Origin of the sequence: Nocardia vinacea NBRC 16497, from assembly GCF_000308835.1 — a bacterium.
Taxonomy (GTDB): Bacteria; Actinomycetota; Actinomycetes; order Mycobacteriales; family Mycobacteriaceae; genus Nocardia; species Nocardia vinacea.
On the sequence record NZ_BAGN01000199.1, the window covers coordinates 1 to 16137 of the forward strand.

A 16137-nucleotide genomic window follows, 5' to 3' on the forward strand; every position below is an offset into this window, starting at 1 on the left:
GTCGTGGTCACCGATAGCGGGTCGCTCGGCGCCGATGTATACGCGCCGGATGGTCGAGTCCCAAGCGCGTGCGGCGCATGCGCTCCGACGACTCGGACGCGAGACCGGCCGCGAACGGGTCGCTCGTAAGACTCGCTCCGTCGTGGTCAACAGAGCAGGAACCCGACCTTGCAACGGAGCGGGCATAGTCCCGATCGTGTAACAGAGCCGGCACAGTGTTGCTGGGCCCGGTATCGCGACCGACCGCACAGTTCGAAACCGCGGCTCGTAGCCTTTCGTCGACGAACTGCTGACCGATAGCTCATGGGTTTCGAACTTGTCGGTGCCATGCGGCACTATCTGCGCTATGACCGCACCGATGCTCGTCGCACTGATGCTGGTGTTCGCCGCCGGGGTAGGGCTCGGCTGGCTCGGACATGCCGCGCGCGCCGGGCAACGCGCGACGGCCGCGGAGGCGAGACTGGCCGCCGCCACCGACAATGAGCGGCTACTGCGGCAATCGCTCACCGCGGCGAATGAGGATGCGGCACGCCGACATTCGCATGCCATCGGCGCGATGGTGGATCCGCTGCGCGAGGCCGTCGGCGCGCTGAACCAGCACATCCAGCAGGTCGAACATCACCGGATCAACGCCTATTCGAGTCTGCGCGAACAGGTCGCGGGGATGCAGCGCACGTCACATCAGCTCACAAGCCAAACAAGTCAGCTCGTGGCCGCACTGCGCGCGCCACAGGTGCGCGGGCGCTGGGGCGAGATCCAATTGGAGCGGGTGGTGGAACTGGCGGGCATGACCCGGCACTGCGATTTCGACACCCAGGTGAGCCGGGCCGCGCGCAGCGACGGGGCTACCGAACGCACCGGCATGGTGCGGCCGGACCTTGTGGTCAATCTCGCAGGCGGCAGGCAGATCGTGGTCGACGCGAAGGTGCCGTTCACGGCCTACCTCGACGCCACCATGTCCGACGACCCGGACGAGCGCGCCGAACTGCTCGGCCGCCATGCCAAACATCTGCGTGCCCATATCGATCAGCTGGCCGATAAGGCCTATTGGCTGGCCTTCGATCCCGCGCCGGAGTTCGTGGTGCTGTTCGTACCGGGCGATCCATTCCTCGATGCCGCACTCACCACCGATTCCGGCCTGCTCGAGCACGCGTTCGGCCGCAACGTGATCCTCGCTACTCCGACGACTTTGATCGCGTTGCTGCGTACAGTCGCTTTCGGCTGGCGGCAGGAAGCACTGTCCCGCGACATGGCAACCATTCAGCAACTGGGTCGCGAGCTCTACAACCGGCTCGGCATGACCGGCCGACATCTGGACCGCCTCGGCGCGCAACTCGGTAAGGCCGTAGACGCTTTCAACTACACCGTCGCCTCGGTGGAGTCGCGGGTGATGGTCACCGCCCGCAAACTCCACGATCTTGAAATAGCCGAGGAGGAGGTGCCGGCAATCCATCGAGTCGATTCATTGCCGCGGGCGGTCGGCTTCGCCGACGCCGACGATTAGCCCTGCGACGGCCGTGCCGTAACACCGCCGAGCGCGGCGGCAGTTAGTGTCATGGTGTGGCTGCTTCCCAACGTGTGCGAACCCGGGTGCCCGCGCCGCATCGTTCGATCCTGCCCTCGGTGCCGGGGATCCCGGCCGGGGCGGCGGTTCTGATCGCGGTGGCGTGCACGTTTTTGGGGTTCCTGATCGATGCCCACGGCGAGAATACCGAGCTGACCGGGACGTTCAACACGTTGTACGTCCTCGGCTGCGTCGCGGCGGTGCTCGCCGTTCGCTATCGCGGACTCTTCACGACGATGGTGCTGCCACCGCTGTTGCTGTTCGTCGCGGTGCCGCTGGCTTATCAGCAGCTCACCGGTGGCGCTTCGACCGGCATCAAGGACATCCTGCTGAATCTGGCGATCCCGCTGGTAAATCGATTCCCGATCATGGCGCTGGCCACCGTGCTGGTGCTGGCGATCGGCGGCGGGCGGATCCTGCTACACAGGCGTGAGGAAGCCGCCGGACGCGCCGACGAATCCCGTCGCGGCACCAGCTGGGGCCGCAGTAGCGCAGCCAAACGGACCAGGTCGGAGCGCACCGAGGGCCGCTCGCTCGCCGATGCCGCGCGCCGCCGCACCCGCCGTCCCCAGGTCGATACATCCGACCTCGATACCGATCTGCATCTGCCGCGACCGAGTCGGCGCGGTAGTTCGGAAGTAGCGGACACCCCACCACGCGTCGGCGGCGGCGCAAAGAGCGCCCGGGGTGACGAACGCCCGAGCCGCGAGCGCCGATCGAGCACCCGCCCCGCCACGGCGGCGGCACGCAACGAGGGCGAACCAACCCGAGCCGTACGACCCGCCACGGCAGCGGCCCGAAGCGAAGGCGAACCGACCCGAGCCGTACGACCCGCTGCGGCAACCCCTCGGGCCGATGGAGATTCGAGCCGGGCGGCAGCGACCAGGCGGCGCGGTGAAGCCCCACCGCCGCACCCGCAGCCCAATGTCCGCTACCGCGAACGTGATTCGAGCCGCACCGAGCGCCGTCGACCGGAAAACCTCTAGCCGAACCCGAACGGCTTCTCGACAGCGACGACCGTCACGCGGGCCGGCATCCACGCCGCAGTCGCACAGCTCGACAACGCGAACCGCGCTGCGCCAGGCCCTGGAAATCCTCGGCGCAGCTCAGCGACGCGACGCCCGCAACTCCCTTGGCAGTGCGAATACCAACGTCTCATTGGCCGTGGTCACCGGCTGCACCTCACCGAAACCGTGCTCCGCCAACATATCCAGCACACCACGCACCAGGATGTCGGGCACGGACGCACCCGAGGTGATGCCGACCGTGCGCACACCTGCCAGCCACGCCGGGTCGACCTCACGGGCGTAGTCCACCAGGTATGCGGCCTTCGCGCCTGCGCCGAGGGCGACCTCGACCAAGCGCACCGAATTCGACGAATTGCGCGAGCCGACCACGATCACCAGATCGCACTCCGGCGCCATCGCCTTGACCGCCACCTGACGGTTCTGGGTGGCGTAGCAGATGTCATCGCTCGGCGGATCCTGCAGTCCGGGGAACCGCTGGCGCAGCCGCTGCACCGTCTCCATCGTCTCGTCGACGCTGAGCGTGGTCTGGGAGAGCCAGATCACCTTGGACTCGTCGCGCACGGTGACCCGGTCGACCGCATCCGGACCGTCGACGAGCTGCACGTGTTCGGGGGCCTCGCCCGCGGTGCCCTCGACCTCCTCATGCCCCTCGTGACCGATCAGCAGAATGTCGTAGTCGTCGCGGGCAAAACGCTTGGCCTCCTGATGCACCTTGGTCACCAGCGGGCAGGTGGCATCGATCGTGCGCAGATTGCGCGCCGCAGCCGACTCGTGCACCGCGGGTGAGACACCGTGCGCGGAGAATACGACCAGCGCACCCTCGGGCACCTCGTCGGTCTCGTCGACGAAGACCACCCCCTGCTCACGCAGCGTCTCCACCACATGGCGGTTGTGCACGATCTCCTTGCGCACGTAGATCGGGGCGCCGTGCTTTTCGAGCGCCTTCTCCACCGTCTCGACCGCGCGGTCCACACCGGCGCAGTAGCCGCGTGGTTCGGCTAGCAGCACACGCTTACCACCATCGGCATCGGCGGATCCGGAACCGGCCGAGCGGGCGATTCCGACGTTCAAAGGGATGGCCGAAGACATGCCCCTCAGCTTACGTGCGGCGGAGGAAAGCTGGACGGCCGCGGTCACGTCGTTCTCGACACACTCGCACCGGGCGCAAATGCCGCCGAATGATGCAGAACACCGGCGCGCGTGGTCAGGGCCCGGAGGAGGCAGCCTGCGTAACCACGCATGGCCCCGCGTGCGCCAAAATAGATTCCGTGTCTGTGACACCAGTGCTTTGCATAACATCCCGTATCGGGCAGGCTAGGAGCATGTTTCGACCACCGTTCCTGGCCCGGGTCGCCGCCGGCGCCGCCGTATACGCCATCGAAGAAACCCGTCGGCTACCAACTGCCGCAATGAATTTCCCGATTACCGCGATCAGCCAGATGTTGCAGACCACCATGCACGTCCAGCAGTTCGTGACCAGCCTCGCCCTCAAGGGCGACGGCGTATTCGACCGCCTCACCAACGCACCCGTCGAGCAGCCCGACTGGGCCACCTTCGACGAGGACACCGAGCCGGAGTTCACCGCTCCCGCCCGCACCAGCAGTTTCGACCTGTACGACGACGAACCGACCGACTTCGCCGCCGATGCCGCCCGCGCCGGTGAGACCAATGGTCACGCCGCCCCGGTGCAGACCATCGCCGTCCCGGAGACCGAGGTCTCCGCGGTCCCCGAACCCCAGCCCGAGCCCGAGCCAGAGGTCGTCGAGCCCGAGGTGGCCACCCGCTACGACTACGCCAATATGACCCTGGCCCAGCTGCGTGCCCGCCTGCGCATGCTGACCGTCGAGGATCTGAACGCCCTGCTCGAGTACGAACAGCAGACCCGTGCCAGGGCGCCGTTCGTGACCATGCTGACAAACCGGATCGCCACCGTGCGGGCCCAGTGAGCGAACCCCCGGCATCCTCGTCGACGGTTGGCCGGGAATCCGCCGGCCAACCCGACCGAGCGGCTCCCGCCAACTCCGCCGAACAGCCTTGGCCGGTGCGTTCGGTGGCCATCAAGGTCGCGCAGTGGATCGATCGGCTGGGCAGCATCTGGGTGGAGGGCCAGATCACCCAGATCAATCTGCGTCCCGGTACCAGCACCGCATTCCTGGTGTTGCGCGATACCGCCGCCGATATGTCGCTGTCGGTGACCTGTCATCCGGATCTCATCCGCCGCTCCGCCGTCCCGCTGCAGGAGGGCAGCCGGGTCGTGGTGTACGGCAAACTCGCGTACTTCACCGGACGCGGCACGATTTCGTTGCGCGCCATGGAGATTCGCCCGGTCGGCATCGGTGAACTGCTGGCCCGCATCGAACGGTTGAAGGCACTGCTCGCCGCGGAGGGACTATTCGATCCCCGGCTGAAGCGGCCGATCCCGTTCCTGCCCAAGACAATCGGCCTGATCACCGGCCGAGCCAGCGCCGCCGAGCGCGATGTGCTGACCGTGGCCCGAAATCGTTGGCCCGCAGTACGTTTCGAGATCCGCAATACCGCGGTGCAGGGCCCGACCGCGGTACCGCAGGTGGTGCAGGCGCTGGCCGGACTCGATCGCGATCCGGCCGTCGAGGTCATCGTGCTCGCCCGCGGTGGTGGCAGCGTCGAGGATCTGCTGCCCTTCTCCGATGAGACGCTGTGCCGCGCGATCGTCGCCGCGACCACGCCCATCGTCAGCGCGATCGGTCACGAACCCGATAACCCACTGTGCGATCTGGTCGCCGACCTGCGCGCCGCCACCCCCACCGACGCCGCCAAGCGCATCGTGCCCGACGCAGCCGCCGAACTGGCCGGGGTCCGCGATATGCGTGCCCGCGCCGCCGCCGCACTGCGCGGCTGGGTCGACCGCGAAACCAGGGCACTGGCTCAGTTGCGTTCCCGGCCGGTGCTGGCGGATCCGCTGCGCGAACTCGATCGCCGCTACGACGAGATCGAACGCCTGCGCACCGCCGCACGCCGCACCACCGACCACCTGATCAGCACCGAAACCACCGCGACCCGGCACCTGCGCGAAAAACTCACGGCGGTGGGACCGGCCGCGACGCTGGCCCGTGGCTACGCTGTCGTGCAGCGCGTCAGCGGTAAGGAGCGGCATGTGGTCCGCTCGATCGAGGACGCGCCCGCGGGTAGTCAGCTGCGGATCAGGGTCGCCGACGGTGCCATCTCCGCCGCCGCACTGGGCACCCAAGAGTTGGGCACCCGAGCACTGGGCAAGACCGACACAGGGAGGAACTGACCTTGGCCGACCCCGGCAAGGACGACGAGCTGGCCGAGATCTCCACCTTCGGCTACGAACGCGCCCGCGACGAACTGGTCAACGTCGTCAAGATGCTCGAACAGGGCGGTCTCGACCTGGACGAATCCCTCGCGCTGTGGGAGCGCGGCGAAGCACTGGCCACCCGCTGCGAGGAACATCTGGCAGGCGCGCGTCAGCGGGTCGAAAACGCCCTTTCCCGCACCGACCTCGAAACCGACGAATGACCATCCGCCGCGCCACCCCGGATATCCGCACCGAGGACATGGCGGCCAGCCGCGAGTTCTACCGGCGGCTCGGTTTCGAAGAGGCCATGGACCTCGGCTGGGTGGTGACGATGGCATCCCCGACCAATCCGACTGCGCAGGTCCTGCTGCTCGGCCCGGAAGCCGAGCAGCCGCAACCGGATATGAGCGTCGAGGTCGAGGATGTGGACGCCGTGCACGCCGAGTTGGTCGCCGCGAAAGCGGACATCATCTATCCGCTCCGCGACGAACAATGGGGCGTGCGCCGATTCTTCGTCCGCGATCCCAGCGGCACGATCGTCAACGTGGTCAGCCACCGCTGACCGACCGCCTCACTCGGGGCTGGTCCCGTGCACTGATTCGCACGTACGCATGTTCAGCCCTGCGAATTCGTGCGCGGTTGGACGGCCGCTAGCGCTGCAAGGGCTGGGCGGCGGCGATGGCGGCGGCGAGGGTGGTGAAGGCCGCGTGGTTGCCTGCGCCGGTGATGAGCACTCGGGACCGGCCGAAGTCGGCGATCCACGCCGTCTCGGAACCCTGTTCGGCATAGACGACCCACTTCTGGTCGCCGACCTGCTCGGTGCCGGTACCGTAGCGGGAGCCGAGCACGAAGCGCGACAGCGACTCCTCGGTCGCGCTGCTCTGGCTCATCCGCATATACGTGCCCTGCGGTGTGATGAAACCAACAGTGCTGACCGGCCCGCCGCCGGTGGTGGTGATCGTGTCGCGGCTACCGGAGTTCGGGGTCCAGTGTTCGGGCAGGCTCGGATTGCGAATCGGGAAGGGCATCGTCTTCGCGTCGTTGGCGAGTGCGGCCGTCACGTCGAAGTGCGGAATCTGCCCCTGTGTCGGCCCTTTCCCCGCGAAACTGCACTGGCTGGCGAGCCCGGCGAAGACCACGGCGATCAGCACCAACGGGATCAGTGACCAGAACAGATCCCGGTAGTCGTTGAGAATGCGTGGTTTTTGGTACGACACGCTCCCAGTATCCACGCCGGTCGCGGCACGCTCCCGCAGAGGTGGTCGGACATCTGGAGCCGACCTTTTCGAGCGACCTGCAAGCAATCGCTACGGGTAGTACCTGATCGAGAACGGTCACGCTTCTGAGAGAATCAGCGTTAGCAACGACCGTAGGAGGCACACCGTAATGACGGCATCTTCGCCCGCACCCAGCCGCCGCGAGGCGCCGGACCGCAACCTCGCGCTCGAACTGGTCCGGGTCACCGAGGCCGGTGCGATGGCCGCGGGCCGCTGGGTCGGCCGCGGCGATAAGGAAGGGGGCGACGGTGCGGCCGTAGACGCCATGCGGCAGCTGGTCAGCTCCGTTTCCATGCGCGGCATCGTGGTCATCGGTGAGGGCGAGAAGGACGAAGCGCCCATGCTCTACAACGGTGAGCTGGTCGGCGACGGCACCGGTCCCGAGGTCGACTTCGCGGTCGACCCGATCGACGGCACCACCCTGATGTCGAAGGGTTCGCCTGGCGCCATCGCCGTACTCGCGGTCGCCGAGCGCGGCGCGATGTTCGACCCGTCCGCGGTGTTCTACATGCACAAGATCGCGGTCGGCCCGGACGCGGCGGGCGTGATCGATATCTCCGCGCCGATCGGCGAGAACATCAGCCGGGTGGCCAAGGCCAAGAGCCTGTCGAAGTCCGATCTCACCGTCTGCATCCTGGACCGGCCGCGCCACGCGAACCTGATCCAGGAGGTCCGCGACGCCGGCGCCCGCATCCGCCTGATCTCCGACGGTGACGTCGCGGGCGCCATCGCCTGCGCCCGCCCCGACTCCGGCACCGACATCCTGGTCGGCATCGGCGGAACCCCCGAGGGCATCATCGCCGCCGCCGCCATGCGCTGTATGGGCGGTGAACTCCAGGGCATGCTCGCCCCCAAGGACGACGCGGAACGCCAGAAGGCCATCGACGCGGGTCACGACCTCAGCCGCATCCTCACCACCAATGACCTGGTCGCGGGCGACAATGTCTTCTTCTGCGCCACCGGCGTCACCGACGGTGACCTACTACGCGGCGTCCGCTACTTCCCCGGCGGCGCCTCCACCGAGTCCATCGTCATGCGCTCCAAGTCCGGCACCGTCCGCATGATCGACGCCTACCACCGCCTCACCAAGCTCCGCGAATACTCCTCGGTCGATTTCGTCGGCGACGAGGATGCGGTGCCACCGATGCCCTGATCTTGTTCGAATGCGTCGAGCCCGGTCCGCTTCGGATCGGGCTCGATTTTTCGTCATGTGCGGTGCTCTTTCCACGACGGTAAGCTCCGGAATCCCCAGCAGACCAAGGAGATCCGGTGGCAATTATCGGGAAGCTATTGAAGAACCGTCGTGCCGGAGAGCAGGGCCTCGCCTGGCATCTTCCGAACCTCGCCACCGACGCGACCTTCGAAGTCACCAGCCCGGATTTCTCCCATGCGTCGCCGCTACCAAAGGTGCACGCGTCCAAGCGGATCGGTGGCCGAGACACCTCCCCCGCGCTGGCGTGGACCGCGCCCGACGGTACGGCGCAGCTGCTGCTGGTCGTCGAAGATCCGGACGCACCAACGGGATTGCCATTCGTGCATTGCGTAGCCCTGCTGGAACCGACCCTCGCCGAACTGCCACAGGACGGACTGCGCGCCGACGATCCCGCGCCCGGCATCAGCATCCTCCGCTCCGGCTTCGGCCGCGGCTACCAAGGTCCGGCCCCGATCAAAGGCCACGGACCGCACCGCTACGCCTTCCAACTCTTCGCCCTGACCGAGCCGATCGACACCATCGGTGGCAAACCCGCCGCAAAAGCAAAACCCCGCCACGTCTTCACCGCCGCAAAAGCAGCCGCCCGCGGCCGAATCGACGGATCCTATGAACGCCCGTGAACACGTCGATCAAGATCAGGTGGAACTGGTGGCGGGGTCATCTCGGGCGATGCCGCCACCAGTTCCACCTGATCTTGATCGCTGCGCCGAAGGCGCGTGGGGGTGGGGGGTGGGGGTATTTCGGGGGTGGGTGTGCGGATTGACTCAGGCGTGGCAGCCCCATGGCTGGCGGATGCGGCATAGGGTCGGGATTATGACGACCGAGGAGACGCAGTTCCGGATCGAGCACGACACGATGGGGGAAGTTCGGGTTCCCGTGGATGCGTTGTGGCGGGCGCAGACGCAGCGGGCCGTGGAGAACTTTCCGATCAGCGGGCGCGGGTTGGAGCGGGCGCAGATCCGGGCGCTCGGCCTGCTCAAGGCGGCGTGTGCCAAGGTGAACAAGGATCTCGGGCTGCTCGATCCGGCCAAGGCCGATGCGATTATCGTCGCCGCGAATGAGATCGCCGAAGGTCTGCACGACGACCAGTTCCCGATCGATGTCTTCCAGACCGGCTCGGGCACCAGCTCGAATATGAACGCCAACGAGGTGATCGCCTCGATCGCGAAGGCCAACGGCGTGACCGTGCATCCGAACGACGACGTGAACATGTCGCAGTCGTCGAACGACACCTTCCCCACCGCGACCCATCTCGCCGCCACCGAGGCCGCGATCAAGGATCTGATCCCGGCGCTGGACCACCTCCGGCTGGCGCTGCAAGACAAGTCGACCGAATGGCGCACCGTGGTGAAGTCCGGGCGCACCCACCTCATGGACGCCGTACCGGTGACCCTCGGCCAGGAGTTCGGTGGCTATACCCGCCAGGTCGCGGCGGGTATCGAGCGCATTATGGCGGCGCTGCCCAGGCTCGGTGAGCTGCCCATCGGCGGCACCGCGGTCGGCACCGGTCTCAACGCGCCCGCGGGTTTCGGCGCGAAAGTCGTTGCCGAACTGGTGCTGTCGACCGATATCGATGCACTCTCCGAGGCACAGGATCACTTCGAGGCGCAGGCCGCTCGTGACGGTCTGGTGGAGGCGTCCGGCGCGGTGCGCACCGTCGCGGTGAGCCTCACCAAGATCGCCAACGACATTCGCTGGATGGGTTCGGGACCGCTGACCGGTCTCGGTGAACTCCAGCTGCCGGATCTGCAGCCCGGCAGTTCGATCATGCCCGGCAAGGTGAATCCGGTACTGCCCGAGGCGGTTACGCAGGTCGCCGCGCAGGTGATCGGCAATGACGCGGCGGTCGCGTTCTCCGGTGCGAGCGGCGCATTCGAGTTGAATGTCTACATTCCGGTGATGGCGCGCAATCTGCTCGAATCGATTCGGCTGCTCGCCAATGTGTCCCGGCTGTTCGCCGATAAGTGCATTCGCGGTCTGATCGCCAACGAGGATCATCTGCGCACCCTCGCGGAATCGTCACCGTCGATTGTGACGCCGCTGAATTCCGCCATCGGCTACGAAGAGGCGGCCGCGGTCGCGAAAGCGGCGCTGAAGGAGAAGAAGACCATCCGTCAGACCGTGATCGACCGCGGTTTGCTCGACGAGAAGCTCACCCTGGAAGAACTGGATCGCCGCTTGGATGTGCTGTCGATGGCCAAGATCGAGGACGGAAAGTAAAAGAACCGGTCGGCGCACAAACCGTGCGCCGACCGGACTCGGGAATCAGGCCGGCGATCCGGCCCGCAGGCCCGCGAGTTCCGCGCGCGCCTTCTCACCATCTGCACCGAGACCGGTGCGGGTGAAGAACTCCCAACGCTCCAGCAGCGGACCGAAGACCAGTTCGTTCTCCTTGGCGCGGTCGTAGATGCCCGCCTCGGCGAGCACATCATCGCTGCTGCGCCCATCGGGCAAGGTCACCGACGGCACCTCGAACCGCGCGACGCTGTCGGCGATGGCGCGCATCGTCTGATCCGGTGCCACGCCGAACGCCGCGCTGATCAGGTCGGCGAAGAAGATCGACTGCAGTTCATCGTCGCGCGCGATGCGCTCGGCGATGGCGGTGACCATCTTGTTCTCCCCGAGCGCGGCGGTGTTGCGATGCCGGATGGCGGCGGCCGCCTCCTCGAACGCGCAGGTGGCGAGCACGTCGAGCAGGTGCAGCGCAGGACGCCGGAAGCCCTTGGTCATATGGTCCATCCGCAACCGCTCCAACTGCACCGGGTCGACCGACCGGGTGACCATGAGGTAGTTGCGGATCATGATCTCGTGCCGGTTCTCCTCGGCCGTCCACCGGCCGACCCAGCGCCACCACGATCCGGTGCGCAGGTACTTACCGACCTCACGGTGGTACGAGGGCAGATTGTCCGCGATGAGCACGCTGACCGTCAGCGCCAGCTTGGCGGTCTCGCTCAAGTCGGATTGCTCCGGCTCCCAATCGATTCCGCCGAGGAAGCCGAAATTGCGGCCGTCGTCCCACGGCACGTAGTCGTGCGGCTGCCAGCCGTCGGCGGCGGCGATGTGGCGGCGCAGATTCAGCTCCACCTCATCGGCGAGAGACGCGAGCAGTTCGCGATCGGTCAACAGAGTTTGCACTAGCACAACCTAGCGGCTGGGCCCCGCGATGCGGGGATCTACGAATAGGAATCGGTACCGGCGTCCGAGCGTACAAGCACCAGCTCTTTCGAGCGAACCGCGAGCACTCACCAATAATGGCATGTGAGCGCCCGGACGCCGGTGCGGATCAGGACTTCGGCGTGACGGTGGTATTGCCGTCCACCCAGGTGATGGTGCCGCCGACGAAATCGCTCTCCTTGCCGCCGGGGATGTCCTTCTCGTCGCTGGTCGGGTAGCCGATCTTGCCGGTGGGGCCGTCGTTGTCCTCCCACGCCTTACGGATTTCGCCCCAGACGATGTGTGCGCCGCTGTCCTTGCTCCAGACGATCGCGCCGCCGGTGAAGTCCTGCCACTTGCCGTCGTTGGGGGCATCCTCCTGCGACTTCAGCGGAGCGCCGAGCGGACCGGTCGGGCCGCCGGACTGCACGTACTTGTCGAAGATGATGCCGGAGACGGTGATGTCGCCGCCTTGGGTGGCGATCTTGGTCTCCTCCGCCGCGCCGGACATGCGCTCCTCGCCGTGGGCGGCCGCCGAGGTGGTCGTCATGGACGCGGCGGAGTTCTTGTCCTTGTCGTCGTCATTGCTGCAGCCGGTGGCCAGCAGCAGTGCCGCGGCCGCGGTGACCGCGGTGAATCCAGCCGTTCGTCGAGCGAAGTGGTGCATTTCCATCCCTCTCGTCGCGCGTAGCCTGGGGATGCTCGGCAACGGCCCGGCGAATCGATATAAGACTCGCCGGGCCGCCGCTGAACAGGTATCACGCGGATACTACCCGCTCGATTGTGATGGGAAACACACCCTGGGTAGTTGCTGTTACCCGCTATGCACTCGGGCCGTACTCCTCCAACATCTCGGTCACCAGCGCCGCGATCGGCGACCGTTCGCTACGGGTCAGCGTGATGTGCGCGAAAAGCGGGTGTCCCTTGAGCTTTTCGATCACCGCGGCGACACCGTCGTGCCGACCGACCCGTAGGTTGTCGCGCTGGGCCACATCGTGGGTGAGCACGACGCGCGATCCGGTGCCCAGTCGGCTGAGCACCGTCAGCAGCACATTGCGCTCCAGCGACTGCGCCTCGTCCACGATCACGAACGAATCGTGTAGCGAGCGACCGCGAATGTGGGTGAGCGGCAAGACTTCCAACATGTCGCGGCTGAGCACCTCCTCCATCACCTCGCGACTGGCCAACCCGTCGAGCGTGTCGAAGACGGCCTGCGCCCAGGGGCCCATCTTCTCGCTCTCCGATCCCGGCAGATAGCCGAGATCCTGCCCACCGACCGCGTACAGCGGACGGAACACCACCACCTTGCGTTGTGTGCGACGCTCGAGCACCGCCTCCAAACCGGCCGTCAGGGCCAGCGCCGACTTGCCGGTACCGGCCCGGCCACCGAGCGAGACGATGCCGACGCTCTCGTCCAACAGCAGATCCAGTGCGATGCGCTGTTCGGCCGAGCGGCCGTGCAGTCCGAACGCCTCGCGTTCACGCACCAACTGCACCCGCTTATCCGGCGTGACCCGGCCCAGGGCGCTGGAGCTTGCCCCGAGCAACCGGATTCCGGTATGGCACGGCAGTTCCCGCGCCTCGTCCAGATCGATCACGGCCTCGGCGTAGAGCTGATCGATCTGTGTTTTGGAGACATCGATCTCCACCATTCCGGCCCAGCCGGAGGTCACCACGTCCTGGGCGTGGTACTCGTCGGCGTGCAAACCCACCGCACTCGCCTTGACGCGCAAGGGAATGTCCTTGGACACCAGCACCACCCGACGGCCCTCGGCCGCCAGATTGAGCGCACAGGCCAGGATGCGGGAGTCATTGGTGTCGGTGCGGAATCCGACCGGAAGTACCGCGGGGTCGGTGTGGTTGAGTTCCACCTGCAGCGTTCCGCCCTCGGTGCCGATCGGCACCTGCTGATCCAGCCTGCCATGCTGCAGACGCAGATCGTCGAGGTTGCGCAGGGCTTCCCGCGCGAACCAGCCCAGTTCGTGATGGTGACGCTTACCTTCGAGTTCGCTGATCACGACCAGCGGTAATACGACATCGTTTTCGCCGAACCTGGTGAAAGCCCAGGGATCCGACAGTAGAACCGAGGTGTCGATGACGAAGGATTTCGCACCGGAATTCTGGGAATGCGAGGGGCGGGCCCCCTTCGCGGCGGCTTCGCCTTTCGCGGAGCTGGAGTGCGCCGAGGGAGCGGGAACGGAGCGTGCAGCAGTCACGGTGGGCTCCTTTGTGTTCGCGCGGCACCCGCACGAACGATCTCGCTGGACCGGTCCGTCCTGATGGGATCCGACTTGCGTCAGATGCCCAGAGGGCCGGGTGCCGGCCCTCTCGTACTGAGTAGCTCAGTCACGGTTCAGGACCTCCCGTACGAGCCACACCGACGCGGCCCGCACCAACGACGCTACCGCCGACTGCCCGGTCTCCGCTCGGGCACAGGTAGGCGTGTCCGTGAATTTGTCGTTAACCCCGCATTGGTGCAGGGGATAGAGTCGCAGGTATGGCCGGTAACGAGGAGTTGGAGAAGCTGTCGTCCAAGGAGCTGCACGACCGTGCGGTCCGGCTCGCGGCGCGACGCGGCGACATCAAATATCTGTGGCGGCTACTGAAGTCGATTCCGGCCGCCGAAGCCGCCGCGGGCAATCTCGGCGAGAGCGAGGCCGATATCAAGTACGTGCTGCCGATGATCGACGACTACATCCACGCGGGCGACGGCAAGATCGCCGAGGTCCTGCGGCCGTACTACCTCGACTACCTCGCCAAGCACGCCTGAGTTCGGCACCCGGCCCTCGACGAAGGCGTCGACGGTAGTCGAAGGCGGCTGTCCCCGCGGCCCGGAACCCGAGCTTCGGCTCAGCTGCGCGGCAATACTGCGCGCACGAGGCCGACGGCGGTGCCGCGCACGAAGTTCTCCCAGCTGAAGTGGTCGTCCCACAGGATGATTCGGCCGTCGCGCAGTTCGAAGGTGCCGCAGACCCAGAACGCGATCCGCAGTGGGCCGACGCGGAGGATATCGGTGCGGTCGGTCAACACGAAGTCGCCGTTGGCGGCGATGTGATGCATTTCGGCGGCGAAGCCGATGGTGTCGCGGTTCAACCCGCGCAGGATCTTGCGGGTGAGGCCGCCACCGACCGTCGGCAGAGAGGTGTTCTTCCAGACGACATCGGGGTGCAGGAGGTCCAGTGCCTCCTCCACCGCGCCGATCTCGAGTGCGGCGAAGAACTCCCGCACCGTGGTGATCGCGTCCTGCTCCAGTTCCAGTTCGTCGGTCATGCACTGAGCCTAAGCGGTGGCCTCGCATTCGCTGGTCCAAGCGCAAGAGACTAATGACGGACTTTGTCCGGTCGCGCCCGATTGTGCCGCTACGGTCGGCGACGGTCGGCGATGAGGACACCCAGACCATCGAGAATTCGGTCGATGCCGAAGCTCAGCGCATCGCCCGGGCCCTCGTTCGCGGGTGCTGCGCCGGTGACCGCGGCCTCCTCGGCGAAGGCGGCGGAGACCAGGGGAAACCGGTCGCCCGCGGCGGCCATCATTTCGGCGAACTGGCCCGCGATCTGCCGCGCCGTGTCCTGCCGATCCCCGGTCGTCACCTGCTGCACGAGGCTGCGGATGTGCCCGTTGAGCAGCACGATGGTGTCCAGCCGCTCGGGCCCGGTCAACCCGGTGCCGTCGAGCGCGGTCAGCGCGGCGTTCATCCACCCCATTTCGTTGGGGCCGATCGCCCGCACACCCACGGTGAGAGTGATCGACCAGGGGTGTGCGCGGTAGCGCTCGAAGATCGTCTCGGCCCAGCTGCGCAGCCCGGCCCGCCACGACTCTTCCTTCGAATCCTCTTGCGCCGCAATAATATCCGGTGGAGCTCCGAGCGCGGTATCCACCATCAGCGCGGTGAGCTGATCCTTGCCGGGCACATACCGGTACAGCGACATCTTGGTGAAGCCGAGGCGCTCGGCCAAGCGCTGCATGGATAGGTTCGCCAGTCCTTCGGCATCGGCGAGAGCGATGGCCTCCGCGACGATCCCCTCCAGCGATAGCGCGGGCTTGGGTCCGCGCTTGGGCCGCTGCTGGGTGCCCCAGAGCAGTTCGACGGTGGTCGGTGCAGGCATTTCCACATCCTTACGCATTGCGTGTTGACAAGTAACTGTGTCCACCATACTCTAATTCGTGTCCGTCGGATACAGATTCCATCGGACGCAGATACAGACTTCGGGAGACATCATGCGCAACAAGACCGTCCTCATTTCCGGCGCGAGCATTGCCGGTCCCGCACTGGCCTACTGGCTGAGCCGCTATGGCTTCGCCGTCACGGTGGTCGAGCGGGCACCGCACTTGCGACCGGGCGGCCAGGCCGTCGACTTCACCGGCGAGACGCACCACAAGGTGCTCGAGCGGATGGGCATCCTGGACGAGATCTACGCGCACCGCACCGGCACCACCGATATCGCGATCGTCAACGGCAAGGGCGAGCAGCAGGCGTTGATCTCCGGCGATTTCACCGGCGGCGACGTGGAGATCCTGCGCGGGGATCTGGCTCGGATCATGTACGAAAAGACCTACCAGGACTGCGAATACGTATTCGGCGACTCGATCAGCGCGCTGACCGA

General features: G+C 66.5%; 18 protein-coding genes. 11 read left to right on the forward strand and 7 right to left on the reverse strand.

The annotated features are described in order from the left end of the window. Window positions 1–346: 346 nt before the first annotated feature. Together ON44_RS27465 and ON44_RS27470 are read left to right on the forward strand one after the other, a co-directional pair. On the forward strand, window positions 347–1504 hold the full coding sequence (locus ON44_RS27465; protein ID WP_040695198.1) for a DNA recombination protein RmuC: 1158 nt from the start codon (window positions 347–349) through the stop codon (window positions 1502–1504). Window positions 1505–1560: 56 nt separating this feature from the next. Next, window positions 1561–2550 carry a DUF6542 domain-containing protein gene (locus tag ON44_RS27470; RefSeq protein ID WP_218007645.1) on the forward strand — a complete coding sequence of 330 codons (990 nt, stop codon included), beginning with the start codon at window positions 1561–1563 and terminating at the stop codon, window positions 2548–2550. A 120-nt stretch (window positions 2551–2670) separates the two neighbouring features. On the opposite strand, the gene ON44_RS27475 is transcribed toward ON44_RS27470, so the two are convergent. Continuing rightward, window positions 2671–3681, reverse strand: coding sequence for a 4-hydroxy-3-methylbut-2-enyl diphosphate reductase (locus tag ON44_RS27475; RefSeq protein ID WP_040695213.1), 1011 nt, complete (start codon window positions 3679–3681; stop codon window positions 2671–2673). Between the two features lie 233 nt (window positions 3682–3914). On the opposite strand from ON44_RS27475, the gene ON44_RS27480 reads away from it, so the two are divergent. Genes ON44_RS27480 through ON44_RS27495 form a run of 4 tightly spaced genes read left to right on the forward strand, consistent with a single transcriptional unit; the run spans window position 3915 to window position 6452 of the window. Then, window positions 3915–4538, forward strand: a complete 624-nt coding sequence (locus tag ON44_RS27480; RefSeq protein WP_040695200.1) for a lipid droplet-associated protein — start codon at window positions 3915–3917, stop codon at window positions 4536–4538. Continuing rightward, window positions 4535–5866, forward strand: coding sequence for an exodeoxyribonuclease VII large subunit (xseA, locus tag ON44_RS27485; protein ID WP_040695201.1), 1332 nt, complete (start codon window positions 4535–4537; stop codon window positions 5864–5866). The genes ON44_RS27480 and xseA overlap by 4 nt, the downstream gene beginning before the upstream one ends. A 2-nt stretch (window positions 5867–5868) precedes the next feature. Then, window positions 5869–6111, forward strand: coding sequence for an exodeoxyribonuclease VII small subunit (locus ON44_RS27490; protein WP_040695202.1), 243 nt, complete (start codon window positions 5869–5871; stop codon window positions 6109–6111). Continuing rightward, the gene (locus ON44_RS27495) at window positions 6108–6452 is read left to right on the forward strand and encodes a VOC family protein (RefSeq protein WP_040695203.1); all 345 of its coding nucleotides are present in this window, start codon (window positions 6108–6110) and stop codon (window positions 6450–6452) included. The genes ON44_RS27490 and ON44_RS27495 overlap by 4 nt, the downstream gene beginning before the upstream one ends. Window positions 6453–6540: 88 nt before the next feature. Here the strand turns inward: ON44_RS27495 and ON44_RS27500 are convergent, their stop codons facing one another. After that, entirely contained in the window at window positions 6541–7107 is a 567-nt protein-coding gene (locus ON44_RS27500) for a DUF4245 domain-containing protein (protein WP_040695204.1), read from the reverse strand. Window positions 7108–7276: 169 nt separating this feature from the next. Here ON44_RS27500 and glpX point away from each other — a divergent pair, with 169 nt between their 5' ends. From glpX to ON44_RS27515, 3 genes are all read left to right on the forward strand, one after another. Further along, a complete protein-coding gene (glpX, locus tag ON44_RS27505; RefSeq protein WP_040695205.1) occupies window positions 7277–8320 on the forward strand; it encodes a class II fructose-bisphosphatase in 1044 nt (347 codons plus the stop codon). Window positions 8321–8436: 116 nt separating this feature from the next. After that, window positions 8437–9000 (forward strand): YbhB/YbcL family Raf kinase inhibitor-like protein, encoded by a 564-nt coding sequence (locus ON44_RS27510; RefSeq protein ID WP_040695206.1) that lies wholly within the window; start codon window positions 8437–8439, stop codon window positions 8998–9000. Window positions 9001–9193: 193 nt separating this feature from the next. Further along, window positions 9194–10600 (forward strand): class II fumarate hydratase, encoded by a 1407-nt coding sequence (locus ON44_RS27515; RefSeq protein WP_040695207.1) that lies wholly within the window; start codon window positions 9194–9196, stop codon window positions 10598–10600. Window positions 10601–10645: 45 nt separating this feature from the next. Here ON44_RS27515 and ON44_RS27520 read toward each other — a convergent pair whose 3' ends face one another. From ON44_RS27520 to phoH2, 3 genes are all read right to left on the reverse strand, one after another. Further along, complete coding sequence (locus ON44_RS27520) at window positions 10646–11515, reverse strand: acyl-ACP desaturase (protein ID WP_040695208.1); 870 nt, start codon at window positions 11513–11515, stop codon at window positions 10646–10648. 148 nt (window positions 11516–11663) lie between these two features. Beyond that, entirely contained in the window at window positions 11664–12200 is a 537-nt protein-coding gene (locus tag ON44_RS27525) for an LGFP repeat-containing protein (protein ID WP_040695215.1), read from the reverse strand. 154 nt (window positions 12201–12354) lie between these two features. Further along, on the reverse strand, window positions 12355–13749 hold the full coding sequence (phoH2, locus tag ON44_RS27530; protein ID WP_040695209.1) for an RNA 5'-3' helicase PhoH2: 1395 nt from the start codon (window positions 13747–13749) through the stop codon (window positions 12355–12357). A 281-nt stretch (window positions 13750–14030) separates the two neighbouring features. Here phoH2 and ON44_RS27535 point away from each other — a divergent pair, with 281 nt between their 5' ends. Next, a complete protein-coding gene (locus ON44_RS27535) occupies window positions 14031–14303 on the forward strand; it encodes a hypothetical protein (protein WP_040695210.1) in 273 nt (90 codons plus the stop codon). 80 nt (window positions 14304–14383) lie between these two features. Here ON44_RS27535 and ON44_RS27540 read toward each other — a convergent pair whose 3' ends face one another. Continuing rightward, complete coding sequence (locus tag ON44_RS27540; protein ID WP_040695211.1) at window positions 14384–14803, reverse strand: limonene-1,2-epoxide hydrolase family protein; 420 nt, start codon at window positions 14801–14803, stop codon at window positions 14384–14386. An 89-nt stretch (window positions 14804–14892) separates the two neighbouring features. Then, a complete protein-coding gene (locus ON44_RS27545; protein WP_040695216.1) occupies window positions 14893–15639 on the reverse strand; it encodes a TetR/AcrR family transcriptional regulator in 747 nt (248 codons plus the stop codon). 112 nt (window positions 15640–15751) lie between these two features. On the opposite strand from ON44_RS27545, the gene ON44_RS27550 reads away from it, so the two are divergent. Then, window positions 15752–16137: FAD-dependent monooxygenase (locus tag ON44_RS27550; protein ID WP_040695212.1), on the forward strand; the 386-nt coding region annotated here is incomplete at its 3' end.

Coding starts and splice junctions, on each gene's coding strand:
- ON44_RS27465 (WP_040695198.1), top strand. CDS start 347: ATGACCGCACCGATGCTCGTCGCACTGATGCTGGTGTTCGCCGCCGGG.
- ON44_RS27545 (WP_040695216.1), bottom strand. CDS start 15,639: ATGCCTGCACCGACCACCGTCGAACTGCTCTGGGGCACCCAGCAGCGG.
- ON44_RS27495 (WP_040695203.1), top strand. CDS start 6,108: ATGACCATCCGCCGCGCCACCCCGGATATCCGCACCGAGGACATGGCG.
- ON44_RS27540 (WP_040695211.1), bottom strand. CDS start 14,803: ATGACCGACGAACTGGAACTGGAGCAGGACGCGATCACCACGGTGCGG.
- ON44_RS27480 (WP_040695200.1), top strand. CDS start 3,915: ATGTTTCGACCACCGTTCCTGGCCCGGGTCGCCGCCGGCGCCGCCGTA.
- ON44_RS27515 (WP_040695207.1), top strand. CDS start 9,194: ATGACGACCGAGGAGACGCAGTTCCGGATCGAGCACGACACGATGGGG.
- ON44_RS27475 (WP_040695213.1), bottom strand. CDS start 3,681: ATGTCTTCGGCCATCCCTTTGAACGTCGGAATCGCCCGCTCGGCCGGT.
- ON44_RS27525 (WP_040695215.1), bottom strand. CDS start 12,200: ATGCACCACTTCGCTCGACGAACGGCTGGATTCACCGCGGTCACCGCG.
- ON44_RS27535 (WP_040695210.1), top strand. CDS start 14,031: ATGGCCGGTAACGAGGAGTTGGAGAAGCTGTCGTCCAAGGAGCTGCAC.
- glpX (WP_040695205.1), top strand. CDS start 7,277: ATGACGGCATCTTCGCCCGCACCCAGCCGCCGCGAGGCGCCGGACCGC.